Source organism: Streptomyces sp. NBC_00299, from assembly GCF_036173045.1.
In the GTDB taxonomy this organism is placed as follows: domain Bacteria; phylum Actinomycetota; class Actinomycetes; order Streptomycetales; family Streptomycetaceae; genus Streptomyces; species Streptomyces machairae.
In genome coordinates this window covers 4,315,001-4,327,705 of sequence record NZ_CP108039.1, presented here as the reverse complement: position 1 = coordinate 4,327,705, position 12,705 = coordinate 4,315,001, and the positions used below count along the sequence as shown (strand labels likewise).

12 protein-coding genes (1 of these 12 running past the window's edge) are annotated in these 12,705 nt (G+C 70.4%); 10 read left to right on the top strand and 2 right to left on the bottom strand.

Annotated elements, in window-relative coordinates:
* Positions 1–50 precede the first annotated feature (50 nt).
* The 4 genes from OHT51_RS18890 to ilvD all read left to right on the top strand — a co-directional run bounded on the left by OHT51_RS18890 (position 51) and on the right by ilvD (position 4,744).
* Positions 51–980, top strand: coding sequence for a Ppx/GppA phosphatase family protein (locus OHT51_RS18890; RefSeq protein WP_328880112.1), 930 nt, complete (start codon positions 51–53; stop codon positions 978–980).
* Between the two features lie 322 nt (positions 981–1,302).
* Complete coding sequence (locus tag OHT51_RS18885) at positions 1,303–2,127, top strand: sugar phosphate isomerase/epimerase family protein (protein ID WP_328880111.1); 825 nt, start codon at positions 1,303–1,305, stop codon at positions 2,125–2,127.
* Positions 2,124–2,750 (top strand): TetR/AcrR family transcriptional regulator, encoded by a 627-nt coding sequence (locus OHT51_RS18880; protein WP_328880110.1) that lies wholly within the window; start codon positions 2,124–2,126, stop codon positions 2,748–2,750. The genes OHT51_RS18885 and OHT51_RS18880 overlap by 4 nt, the downstream gene beginning before the upstream one ends.
* 140 nt (positions 2,751–2,890) lie before the next feature.
* Complete coding sequence (gene ilvD, locus OHT51_RS18875) at positions 2,891–4,744, top strand: dihydroxy-acid dehydratase (protein WP_328880109.1); 1,854 nt, start codon at positions 2,891–2,893, stop codon at positions 4,742–4,744.
* Between the two features lie 171 nt (positions 4,745–4,915).
* Here the strand turns inward: ilvD and OHT51_RS18870 are convergent, their stop codons facing one another.
* Positions 4,916–7,051 carry a serine/threonine-protein kinase gene (locus tag OHT51_RS18870; RefSeq protein ID WP_328880108.1) on the bottom strand — a complete coding sequence of 712 codons (2,136 nt, stop codon included), beginning with the start codon at positions 7,049–7,051 and terminating at the stop codon, positions 4,916–4,918.
* 181 nt (positions 7,052–7,232) lie between these two features.
* Here OHT51_RS18870 and OHT51_RS18865 point away from each other — a divergent pair, with 181 nt between their 5' ends.
* The 6 genes from OHT51_RS18865 (at position 7,233) to proC (ending at position 11,713) form a co-directional block, all read left to right on the top strand.
* Positions 7,233–7,571 (top strand): SH3 domain-containing protein, encoded by a 339-nt coding sequence (locus tag OHT51_RS18865; RefSeq protein ID WP_328880107.1) that lies wholly within the window; start codon positions 7,233–7,235, stop codon positions 7,569–7,571.
* A gap of 56 nt (positions 7,572–7,627) precedes the next feature.
* On the top strand, positions 7,628–8,131 hold the full coding sequence (locus OHT51_RS18860) for an EamA/RhaT family transporter (protein WP_328880106.1): 504 nt from the start codon (positions 7,628–7,630) through the stop codon (positions 8,129–8,131).
* Between the two features lie 118 nt (positions 8,132–8,249).
* A complete protein-coding gene (locus OHT51_RS18855; protein WP_328880105.1) occupies positions 8,250–9,020 on the top strand; it encodes a class I SAM-dependent methyltransferase in 771 nt (256 codons plus the stop codon).
* 160 nt (positions 9,021–9,180) lie between these two features.
* A complete protein-coding gene (locus OHT51_RS18850) occupies positions 9,181–9,984 on the top strand; it encodes an ABC transporter ATP-binding protein (RefSeq protein ID WP_328880104.1) in 804 nt (267 codons plus the stop codon).
* Positions 9,981–10,769 (top strand): ABC transporter permease, encoded by a 789-nt coding sequence (locus OHT51_RS18845; RefSeq protein WP_328880103.1) that lies wholly within the window; start codon positions 9,981–9,983, stop codon positions 10,767–10,769. The genes OHT51_RS18850 and OHT51_RS18845 overlap by 4 nt, the downstream gene beginning before the upstream one ends.
* A gap of 131 nt (positions 10,770–10,900) precedes the next feature.
* A complete protein-coding gene (proC, locus tag OHT51_RS18840; protein WP_328880102.1) occupies positions 10,901–11,713 on the top strand; it encodes a pyrroline-5-carboxylate reductase in 813 nt (270 codons plus the stop codon).
* Between the two features lie 41 nt (positions 11,714–11,754).
* Here the strand turns inward: proC and trpS are convergent, their stop codons facing one another.
* Positions 11,755–12,705, bottom strand: partial view of a tryptophan--tRNA ligase gene (gene trpS, locus OHT51_RS18835; protein WP_328880101.1) — the 3' portion only. It continues 93 nt past the right edge of the window; only the last 951 of its 1,044 coding nucleotides appear in the window; the start codon falls outside the window, past its right edge — the gene reads right to left on this strand; its stop codon occupies positions 11,755–11,757.

Below are 12,705 nucleotides of genomic sequence, written 5' to 3'. Positions count from 1 at the left end.
CTGCGGCTTCGAGGACGGAGGATCGACCAGGGGGCAGTAGCGTTCCGTACATGAGACTCGGTGTCCTCGACGTTGGATCCAACACGGTGCATCTCCTGGTGGTGGATGCGCACCCCGGCGCGCGCCCGTTGCCCGCGCACTCGCACAAGGCGGAACTGCGCCTTGCCCAACTCCTCGACGACAGCGGGGCCATCGGTCCCGAGGGCATCGACAAGCTGATCGGCGTCATCCACGGGGCGCTGCAGGCCGCCGAGGACAAGGGCGCCGAGGAGGTGCTGCCGTTCGCGACGTCCGCGGTGCGGGAGGCCACCAACGCCGATGACGTGCTCTCGCGCGTGAAGGCTGAGACCGGGGTTGAGCTGCAGGTTCTCACCGGTGCGGAGGAGGCTCGGCTGACCTTCCTCGCCGCGCGGCGGTGGTTCGGGTGGTCCGCCGGGAAGCTGCTGGTGCTGGACATCGGGGGCGGGTCCCTGGAGATCGCGTACGGCATCGACGAGGAGCCGGACGCGGCGGTGTCGCTGCCGCTGGGCGCGGGGCGGCTGACGGCCGGCTGGCTGCCGGGTGATCCGCCCGAGCCGGAGGACATACGCGCGCTGCGCCGGCATGTCCGCGCGCAGATCGCCCGTACGGTCGGCGAATTCACCCGGTTCGGCGCGCCTGATCACGTGGTCGCCACGTCCAAGACCTTCAAGCAACTGGCCCGCCTCGCCGGCGCCGCCCGCTCCGCGGAGGGCCTGTACGCCCAGCGCGAGCTGAAGCGGGAGTCCTTGGAGGCGTGGGTTCCCCGACTGGCGGGGATGACGGTGGTCCAGCGCGCCGAACTGCCGGGGGTCTCCGAGGGACGGGCGGGGCAGTTGCTCGCGGGGGCGCTGGTGGCCGAGGGGGCGATGGATCTGTTCGGGGTGGAAACGCTGGAGGTCTGCCCTTGGGCGTTGCGGGAGGGCGTGATTCTGCGGAAGTTGGATCACATGTCGGTGTGAGTGCCGGTTGCCTCCGGCGGTTGGGCGGCGCGATGCCTGCGGCGGCCTGTGGCTGTTTCGGTGGGGGTTCGCGTAGCGCCAACGGTCCTTCTCGGCGCCGGCCAGGATCATTCAGCCCGGGTCCGAGCGGCACCCCTTGGAACCCGCCCCGCGTCGACGCCCGCCCCGAACGAACCCCCCTCGCGGCGTGAACCCCGCCACACCCCCCGACTCCACCCCCCGGCATACACCCAGTTCGCACCCATGGCCGGTTGCACCCCCTCCCAGAGCCCTCACCCCCATCAGTTCCCCGACGCCCAGCACCGCCCCGTACGCTGTCCCCGTGGCAGAACCAGTGGTGCGCATCCCGGATGCGAAGGTCGCTCTGTCGACGGCTTCCGTCTATCCGGAGTCGACGGCGACGGCCTTCGAGATCGCCGCGCGCCTCGGGTACGACGGTGTCGAGGTCATGGTGTGGACCGACCCGGTCAGCCAGGACATGGAGGCCCTGCGGAGGCTGAGCGACTACCACCGCATCCCGATCCTCGCCGTCCACGCCCCTTGTCTGCTGATCACGCAACGCGTGTGGTCCACCGACCCGTGGACCAAGCTCCAGCGCGCCCAGGCGGCCGCCGAGAAGCTCGGGGCCGCCACCGTCGTCGTACACCCCCCGTTCCGCTGGCAGCGCCAGTACGCCCGCGACTTCGTCGAGGGAATCTGGCGGATGGCGAACGAGACGGATGTGCGGTTCGCCGTCGAGAACATGTACCCCTGGCGCTACCGCGACCGCGAGATGCTCGCGTACGCCCCCGACTGGGACGTGACGAAGGACGACTACCGGCACTTCACGATCGATCTCAGTCATACGGCGACCGCCCGGACGGATGCCCTGCAGATGATCGACCGCATGGGCGATCGGCTCGGCCACGTCCACCTCGCCGACGGCAGAGGGTCGGCGAAGGACGAGCACCTCGTCCCGGGCCGCGGCACCCAGCCCTGCGCCGAGGTGCTGGAGCGGCTCGCCCTGACCGGCTTCGACGGTCACGTCGTCATCGAGGTCAACACCCGCCGCGCGATGTCCAGCGCCGAACGCGAGGCCGACCTCGCCGAGGCCCTCGCCTTCACGCGACTGCATCTGGCCTCGGCGATGAAGGTGTCCCGGCCGTGACCGGCATCACCTCGGGCGAAGGCGGGGTGGGCTCCCGACGCCGTGGCCGACCCCCGCGTACGGAATCCGCAGACACCCGCGACCGCATCCTGAGCGCCGCCCGCGAGGAGTTCTCCGAGCGGGGCTACGAGAAGACGTCCGTGCGCGGCATCGCGAAGGCGGCCGGCGTGGACTCGGCGCTCGTGCACCACTACTTCGGCACCAAGGAGCAGGTCTTCGAGGCGTCCGTGGAGGTCGCCTTCGCGCCCGCCTTCAAGGTGCGGGACGTGGTGCTTCAGGGGCCTCTCGACGACGTCGGTGAGCGCATGACGCGCTTCATCTTCGGGCTCTGGGAGAACCCGGTGTCCCGGAAGCCGCTGCTCGCCATCGTCAGGTCGGCGGTCAACACCGAGGCCGCTGCCGCCGTCTTCCGGCGGCTCGTCTCCGCCCAGCTGCTGCGGCGCCTCGCCGGCGAGCTCGACGCCCCGGACGCCGAGCTGCGCGCCGAGCTCGCCGCCGCGCAGCTGGTGGGCGTCGCGATGATGCGGTACGTGATCAAGATCGAGCCGATCGCCTCGGTGGACGTGGAGCAGATCATCGCGCGCGTGGCGCCCGTCGTGCAGGGGCACCTCACCGGTCGGTGACGGGACAAATGCCTGTTCCGCGAGACATGCGTCCCGCATTTCGGACACCTCGTCCCGCCCTCTGGATGACCGGCGTACGCTCGTTAGCAGTCAGAAGTCTCTGATCGCAGTCTCTGCTGTCCCTGAAGGAGCGAGCGACGATGCCCGAGCTGAGGTCCCGCACAGTCACCCACGGCCGCAACATGGCGGGCGCCCGCGCCCTTATGCGCGCCTCCGGTGTACCCGGTGCGGACATCGGCCGGAAGCCGATCATCGCGGTGGCGAACAGCTTCACCGAGTTCGTGCCCGGTCACACGCACCTCCAGCCCGTCGGCCGGATCGTCAGCGAGGCGATCAGGGAGGCCGGGGGCATCCCGCGCGAGTTCAACACCATCGCCGTCGACGACGGCATCGCGATGGGGCACGGCGGCATGCTGTACTCCCTGCCGTCCCGCGACCTCATCGCCGACAGCGTGGAGTACATGGTCGAGGCGCACTGCGCCGACGCCCTGATCTGCATCTCCAACTGCGACAAGATCACCCCGGGCATGCTGAACGCCGCGCTGCGGCTGAACATCCCCACGGTCTTCGTCTCCGGTGGCCCCATGGAGTCCGGCCGCGCCACGCTGGTCGACGGCACGGTCCGTACGCTCGACCTGGTCGACGCGATCTCCGACGCCGTGAACGACAAGATCTCGGACGAGGACATCCTCCGTATCGAGGAGAACGCCTGTCCGACCTGCGGTTCCTGCTCCGGCATGTTCACCGCCAACTCGATGAACTGCCTGACGGAGGCCATCGGCCTGTCCCTGCCCGGCAACGGCTCCGTCCTCGCCACGCACACGGCCCGCAAGGCCCTGTACGAGGACGCGGCCCGCACGGTCATGGACATCACTCGCCGCTACTACGACCAGGACGACGAGACGGTCCTCCCGCGCAACGTCGCCACCTTCGCGGCCTTCGAGAACGCCATGGCCCTCGACATCGCGATGGGCGGCTCGACCAACACGATCCTGCACCTGCTGGCCGCCGCCCAGGAGGCGGGCGTTCCGTTCGGGCTGGAGCAGATCAACGAGGTCAGCCGCCGGGTTCCCTGCCTGGCGAAGGTCGCGCCGAACGTCGCCAAGGACCGCACGTACTACATGGAGGACGTGCACCGCGCGGGCGGCATCCCGGCCCTGCTGGGCGAGCTGCACCGCGCCGGCCTGCTCAACGAGGACGTACACGCCGTCCACAGCCCGTCCCTGTCGGACTGGCTGAAGACCTGGGACGTGCGCGGTGGCTCGCCCTCGCCGAAGGCGGTCGAGCTGTGGCACGCGGCCCCGGGATGTGTCCGGTCGGCGGAGGCCTTCTCGCAGTCCGAGCGCTGGGAGGCGCTGGACGAGGACGCCGAGGGCGGCTGCATCCGCAGCGCCGAGCACGCGTACTCCAAGGACGGCGGCCTGGCGGTTCTGAAGGGGAACCTCGCCGTCGACGGGTGCGTGGTCAAGACCGCGGGTGTGGACGAGTCGATCTGGACCTTCGAGGGCCCGGCGGTCGTCTGCGAGTCGCAGGAAGAGGCCGTCGAGAAGATCCTCAACAAACAGGTGACGGACGGCGACGTCGTCGTCATCCGCTACGAGGGCCCCAAGGGCGGCCCCGGCATGCAGGAGATGCTCTACCCGACGTCCTTCCTCAAGGGCCGCGGCCTCGGCAAGACCTGCGCCCTGATCACCGACGGCCGCTTCTCCGGCGGCACGTCCGGTCTGTCCATCGGCCACGCCTCCCCGGAGGCCGCGTCGGGCGGCACGATCGCCCTGGTCGAGAACGGCGACCGTATCCGCATCGACATCCCGAATCGCTCGATCGAGTTGCTGGTCGACGATGCGGAACTCGCACGCCGTGAGCAGGCGTTGAACGGGGCGTACGCTCCGAGGAACCGCGAGCGCAAGGTGTCGGCCGCGCTGCGGGCATACGCGGCGATGGCGACCAGCGCCGACAAGGGCGCGGTGCGGGACGTGACCAAGCTGGGCTGAGTCCCGCCAGGGGCTGGCTCGTGAGGTACTACGAGGGTTCCTGAGGTTCCTGAGGGGCCGTCTCTTCGGAGGCGGCCCCTCTGCCACGTCACCCGGCGGACGGGCCCCTCTGCCGTCACCCGGCGGACAGGCCCCCTCTGCCGTCACCCGGCGGACAGGCCCCCTCTGTCGTCACCAGGCGGACGGGCTGCGCGCGTCCACGGCGAAGACGGTGCCGTCGGGGGCGGTGGCGTAGATCCCGCCGTCGCCCAGGCCGGGTGGCGGCAACGCCGCTGTGGCCTCGGCGGAGTTCGCGTTGAGGCGCGGGGGCGTCTGGCCGAGGAGCTTCCCCTCGGCGGCGTCGACGGCGAGCAGCCGCCCGTCGGCGGCGGTGAAGTACACGCGCCGGCTGTCGGAGACGGGCGCCGAGCCCTGGCTCACGGTTGTCTCCAGCGACCACAACTGCTTGCCCGCGCGGGTGTCGACCGCCACCAGTGACCCGCCGGTGCCCAGGAGGTAGACCACCCCACCGTGTACGCCGGCCTGCGCCTGAACCACCGGAACGGGCAGGTCCACGCGCCGCGTAGCCCCGGACTCCGGGCTGTAGCGGACCACGGCCTTCGCCTCGCCGTAGTCACCGCCGCCCGCAAGGAAGAACACCTCGCCGCCGGCGACCCCGACGGGAGTCAGATCGCCGTCGAGTCGTACGTCCCAGCGCACATCGCCGGTACTCGGATCGACCGCCATGCCCCGTGTCCGGTCCCCGTCGGCGGACGTACTCGTCACGAGAGCCCACGGGCTCTTCGGGAACGACACGACGTACGCCTCGCTCAGCCCCGGGATCCCCCGCGACCACTTCGTCTCGCCGGACGCGCTGTCGACACCGGTCATCCGCCCGTCGGCTCCGCTGAGCAGCAGCATGCCGCTCGCGAACCGGAATCCGCGGTACGCCGAGACGTCCAGCTGCCACCGCGCCTTGCCCGTCGCGGGATCGAGCGCCTCCAGACGCCGGCCAGCGTGCGTCAGCACATGCGCCAGCCCACCGGAGAGGGTCGGCGGGCCGCCGGGGGAGTCGCCTTTGTCCAGGTCATGCCGCCACAGCACGCTGCCGTCCGTGGGATCGAGCGAGCTGATCAGCCCCGGTTGTGTACACAGCAGTCCGGGTCTTTCGTACGTGCATCTGGGCAGACCCTTCCCCTGCGGCGCCGGCTTGACGGCCCAGGGCCCGAACCCTGGCGACGCGGAGGATGCTCCGTCGCTGCCGCTCCGGCTCGGACGCTCTTGGTGGACGTCGTCCATCAGCTGCACAGCGGCGACTCCGCCGACGACGACAAGCGCCAGAGCCACGCCCGCAAGCGCTGCCCGCTTGAGCAGGCGCCCTCTCGTCGAGGCCGGCCCTGCCTCTGGCTGCGGATCCGGCTCCGGCTTCGCGGAACCCCGTTCCGGCTTGGGAGCATCCCCCGTGCGCTGCGCCGGTATGAACGCCTGTGTGTCGTACGAGGCCGCCACCGACCGCAGCTCCCGCATCAACTCGTCCGGCGTGGGACGGTCCTCGGGCTCCTTGGCGAGACACTGCCCGATGAGCGGCGCGAGATTCTCCGGTACGCCGGTCAGGTCCGGCTCGTCATGGACGACCTGGTAGGCGACGACGTACGGGCTGTCGGAGTCGAATGGCCCTCGTCCCGTCGCGGCATGCACCATCACGGACCCCAGCGCGAAGATGTCGGCGGCCGGCCCGACCTCCCGCGGCCGCCGGAACTGCTCCGGCGCCATGAACGGCGGCGTGCCGATCAACTTCCCGGTCTCGGTGCGCAGTTCGCTGTCCTTTGGCCGAGAGATGCCGAAGTCGATGACCTTCGGCCCGTCCTCGGCGAGCAGCACATTGCTCGGCTTCAGGTCCCGGTGCACCACCCCGACCCGGTGGATGTCGCGCAGCGCCTCCGCCAGCCCCGCCATCAGCTGCCGCAACTGCGCCGGCTCCATCGGCCCGTTCCGCTTCACCTGGTCGGAGAGGGTCGGCCCAGGGATGAACAGCGTGGCCATCCAGGGCCGTTCGGCCTCCGGATCGGCGTCCACCACCGGCGCGGTGAAGGCCCCGCTGACCCTGCGAGCCGCCCCCACCTCCTGCCGGAACCGCCCCCTGAACTCGGGATCCTTCGCGAACTCGGCATGCACGACCTTCACGGCGAGCTGCATGCCCGACGTACTCCGTGCGAGATGTACGACGCCCATGCCGCCGGACCCCAGGTGGGACTCCAGACGGTAGTGACCGGCGTACTCGGGAAGTTCCGCTTCCGCGCCCGCTCCGGCGTTCTGCTGTGGCGCCATGGGACCACCCCCGTGCTGTTCGTCCGCGCGCGCGACGCACGGAGCCTAGTCGATGACTCGTGCGATACAGAGGCGGCTTGCTAGTCTCCGCGTTCGAGTTGTGAACTTCTGTTTCATGGCGTGATTTAGGGGAATCAACGGGACCCCATGACGGTCATGGGGATCAACGGGGGGAAGTCTCATGTCGGTTGACCGTGTCGATTTGCTGGACGGCGGCGAGGAAAAGGCCGCGGATGCCGCCGTCACGATGGCCGCTACGGCCGCGGCCGTGCCGTACTACTCGGTCGCGCCGGGCGTCCGTCTCAACGTCCGCAGCGGCCCCGGCACCAGCTACCCGATCATCAAGGTCCTGTCCGAGGGCATCCGGGTCGCGATCTACTGCCAGACGCCGGGCACACGCGTGACGGGCCCGTACGGCACGACGAACATCTGGGACAACATCGCCAGCGGCGAGTACGTCTCGGACGCCTATGTACGGACAGGCAGCGACGGCTACGTCCGCCCCCGCTGTTCGTCCTGACCGGTATGCGGTGACCCGTACGGAGCCCGCGGCCGTGCCGGAGCCATAATCGACGCGTGAGCGAGACGAACGGCACCCCGGACACCCCCGCGGGCTCCACGGGCCCCCGCCCCGAGCCCCTGCGCTTCTTCGGCACGACCTGGGTCGACCGCGACAACAGCTACACCGCCCGCCGTATCGCGGTGTCCGCCGGCTCCCTCGCCACCGCGGCCGCCGCCTGCCTGGTGCTGCGCCTGGCCTACCAGGGGCTCCAGATCGCCGACATCGGCAGCTTCGTGACCCTCCTGATGGTCCTGATGTTCGCGGTCTGCAGCGCCCTCGCCTTCCGCCACACCTGGGACGGCTTCACCAAACGCCCCGACCCCGACCGCCAGGCCTCCCTGCGCGGCCTCCTGACCATCGGCTTCGTCGGCTCTCTCCTCGCCTACTTCTTCCGCTCCCTCACCGAGGCACCCGGCGAGAGACTCCACCGCGAGGAATACGAGGCGGCCCGCAAGCAACACCAGAACCGCACCACCCGCCGCACGGGCAACCCAGCGAAGAAGCGTCGCCGCGGCTAGCACGGGAGCCGCACCAACACCTCCGCCCACCTCCCACGTGGCGCTGTGCGGGGCGCGCAGCCCGCCCCCTCTCGGAAAAGTCGGCGCCTATCGCACCGACCAGGGCCACCATGGCCGTATGACGGCCCCTTCCCACGCCGACCGAGCCCGTTCCTTCAACGCGGCCGCAGCCCAGTACGCCGCGAACCGCCCCTCCTACCCATCCGCCCTCTTCGACGCGATCGAAGAGCTCGCCGGCCGCTCCCTCACCGGCGCGCGCGTCGTGGACGTCGGCGCGGGCACCGGCATCGCCACCGAACTCCTGCACCGGCGCGGCGCCGCCGTACTGGCCGTCGAGCCCGGCGACGGCATGGCGGCCCAGTTCCGCCGCACCCACCCCGACATACCGATCGTCCGTGGCAACGGCAACGCCCTTCCCCTCGCCACAGCCTCCGCCGACTTCCTCACCTACGCTCAGGCCTGGCACTGGACGGACCCCGCCCACGCCGTGCCCGAGGCCCTGCGCGTACTGCGCCCCGGCGGCGCACTCGCCCTGTGGTGGAACACCACCCCGCTCGACATCCCTTGGCACGCCGCACAGGCAGTCCGTATCGAGAAGCGCTTCGGTCATCACCCCGCCGTCGAGCAGAACGGCAGCGGCGCCCGAGCCGCCCTCTCCGACCCCACCGGCCTCCTCGACTTCACCGGCCACAAGGTCCGCTGGAGCCGTCGCATCCCCCTCGACACGCACCTGGCGAACCTCGGCAGCCACTCGCTCTTCCTGGTCCACGGCCCGGAAGCGAGCACCACCTTCCTCACCGAGGAAAAGCAACTCCTTCTCGACACCTTCCCGGACGGAATCATCGAGGAGACCTACGACGTCGACCTCCTCATCGCCACCACCTCCTGACCCCCGCGCCGTTCAGCAACCAGCGACCGACTGTCACGTCCCCTCCGCCCGCCCCGCCCCCGACCCGGCGCGGGCGGGCGGGCGACCCATGTGCCCACACCCGACCACCGGCCCTCCCCGGCGCTTGACGCGATAGGCCGGTCGGAGGATTATTCATCACATGATGAATTATTCCCCCGTCCGATCCGACCCGCCACCCGACACCCCCGCCATCCGAGCCGAGGCCCTCAACGTCGTACGCGGCACCCGCCAGGTCCTCCGCGACCTCGACTTCACCGTCCCGCGCGGCCAGATCACCGGCCTGCTCGGCCCGTCCGGCTGCGGCAAGACCACCCTCATGAGGGCGATCGTCGGCACCCAGGCCAAGGTCACCGGCACCCTCGACGTGCTCGGCAGCCCCGCAGGCCGGCCCACCCTGCGCAATCGCATCGGCTACGTCACCCAAGCTCCCTCCGTCTACGACGACCTGACGATCCGCCAGAACCTCACCTACTTCGCCGCGATCCTCGACCCGGGCCGCGCCTCAGCCGAACGGCGCCACGAGAACGTCACCCGTGCCATCGCCGACGTCGACCTCACCAGCCACGCCGACTCCCTGGCAGGCAACCTCTCCGGCGGCCAGCGCAGCCGCGTCTCCCTGGCGGTCGCCCTCCTCGGCACCCCCGAACTCCTCGTCCTGGACGAACCGACGGTCGGTCTGGACCCGGTCCTGCGCCGCGACCTCTGGAGCCTCTTCCACGACATCGCCGCCTCCCGCAACGCCACCCTCCTCATCTCCTCCCACGTCATGGACGAGGCCGAGCGCTGCCACCGCCTCCTCCTGATGCGCGAGGGCCAGATCCTCGCCGACGACACTCCGGACGCCCTCCGCACCCGTACGCACTCCGAGACGGTCGAGGCGGCCTTCCTGCACCTGGTCGACGAGGCGACCGCGGCAGCCCGCGCGAAGGAGACCACGCGATGACCACGACGACGAGCCCCACCGCACTCCGGCCGGCCCCCACCGGAGCCCTGAGCCTTGCCCGCACGACCGCCACCGCCGCCCGGGTCCTGCGCCAGCTCCGCCACGACCCGCGCACCATCGCGCTGCTGGTCCTCATCCCCTGCGTGATGCTGTTCCTACTGCGCTACGTCTTCGACGGCAGCCCGCGCACCTTCGACAGCATCGGCGCCTCCCTCCTCGGGATCTTCCCGCTGATCACGATGTTCCTGGTCACCTCCATCGCCACCCTGCGCGAACGCACCTCGGGGACCCTCGAACGCCTCCTCGCCATGCCCCTCGGCAAGGGCGACCTGATCGCCGGCTACGCCCTCGCCTTCGGCACCCTCGCGATCATCCAGTCCGCCCTGGCGACCGGACTCGCCCTCTGGTTCCTGGGCCTGGACGTCACCGGCAGCCCCTGGCTGCTCCTGCTCGTGGCACTGCTCGACGCATTGCTCGGCACCGCGCTCGGTCTCTTCGTCTCGGCCTTCGCCGCCTCCGAATTCCAGGCCGTCCAGTTCATGCCGGCCGTGATCTTCCCCCAACTCCTCCTCTGCGGCCTCTTCACTCCCCGCGACAACATGCACCCCGCCCTCGAAGCCATCTCGAACGTCCTCCCCATGTCCTACGCGGTCGACGGCATGAACGAGGTCCTCATGCACACCGACATGACCGCCGCCTTCGTACGCGACGCCCTGATCGTGGCGGGCTGCGCCCTGCTGGTCCTGTGCCTCGGCGCGGCAACCCTGCGGCGCAGGACGGCATGACCGGCCAGGGCCGGGCCCGGTGTCCGGCCCGTCCGCCCAACCCCGTCCGCCCACTGGACTCGCCACCTCGAAAGGTGCCCCTGATGGGAGGATGAACCCGGACAACGCAACCCCCGGAGGGCACCGCAGCCATGACCCAGAAAGTCGCAGTCCTCGGCACCGGCAAGATCGGCGAAGCCCTGCTCAGCGGAATGATCCGCGGCGGCTGGGCCCCGGCCGACCTCCTGGTGACGGCCCGCCGCGCGGAACGAGCCGAAGAACTCCGTGCCCGCCACGGAGTAACCCCGGTCACCAACGCGGAAGCCGCCAAGACCGCCGACACCCTGATCCTCACGGTCAAGCCGCAGGACATGGGCACCCTCCTCGACGAACTCGCCCCGCACGTCCCCGCCGACCGCCTGGTCATCAGCGGAGCCGCAGGCATCCCCACCTCCTTCTTCGAGTCCCGCCTAGCCGCCGGCACCCCGGTCGTCCGCGTCATGACGAACACCCCCGCCCTCGTCGACGAGGCGATGTCCGTCATCTCCGCCGGCAGCCACGCCAGCGAAGCCGACCTCGCCCACGCCGAGGAGATCTTCGGCTCCGTGGGCAAGACGCTGCGCGTCCCCGAGTCCCAGCAGGACGCCTGCACCGCCCTCTCCGGCTCCGGCCCGGCGTACTTCTTCTACTTGGTCGAAGCCATGACCGACGCCGGCATCCTTCTCGGCCTGCCCCGCGACAAGGCGCACGACCTGATCGTCCAGTCCGCGATCGGCGCCGCGACGATGCTCCGCGACAGCGGCGAACACCCCGTCAAGCTCCGCGAGAACGTGACGTCCCCCGCCGGCACCACCATCAACGCCATCCGCGAACTCGAGAGCCACGGCGTACGAGCCGCCCTCATCGCCGCCCTCGAAGCAGCCCGCGACCGCAGCCGCGAGCTGGCCTCCGGAAACAACGCCTGACGCGCCGGCCGCCCCGCCCGAGGGGCGGCCCAGCGCGCCCCCTAAGCGGTCACCTCGATATCGGCAGCCGCTGCCACAGCCGTAGCTGCACTCGCCGGCAGCAACCCGATCGCGCGATAGGCGGCATCCACGACCGGCCGGGCCATCGCCCGAGCCCGCTCCGCACCATCCCGCAGCACCCCCTCCACATAGCCAGGATTCGCGCACAGCTCCCTGTGCCTCTCCTGCACGGGCTTGAGGACCTCGACCACAGCCTCCGCGGTGGCTGACTTCAAAGCTCCGTACGATTCATATACACCGCTCAGCTCCGATGGGTTCCCACCCGTACAGGCCGCGAGGATCTCCAGCAGATTCGCCACCCCCGGCTGCGCGGCCCGGTCGTAGACGACCTCCCGCCCGCTGTCGGTCACGGCCCGCATGACCTTCTTCCGCACCACATCGGGCTCATCGAGCAGATAGACGATCCCCGGCCCGGAATCGTCGCTCTTGCCCATCTTCGCCGTCGGATCCTGCAGGTTCATCACGCGCGCGGCGACCTGCGGAGGCGTGGCCCGAGGAACCACGAACGTATGCCCGTACCGCTGGTTGAACCGCACCGCGAGATCCCGCGCAAGCTCCACATGCTGCGTCTGATCGTCCCCGACCGGCACCTGATCGGTCCCGTACGCCAGGATGTCCGCCGCCATCAGCACGGGATACGTCAGCAGCGACAGCCGCACGCTCCCGCCCCGCACCCGCTCCCGCGCAGCCTTCTCCTTGTACTGGATCATCCGCCGCATCTCGCCGTCCGTGGCCACGCACTCCAGCAGATACGACAGCCGAGCGTGCTCATCCACATGACTCTGTACGAAGACGGTGCACAGCTTCGGATCCAGCCCGGCCGCCAGCAGCAACGTCGCCGCCTGCCGGCTCAGCCTGCGCACCCGCGCCGGATCGTGGTCCACGGTCAGCGCGTGCAGATCGACGATGCAGAACAGCGCGTCGGACTCATG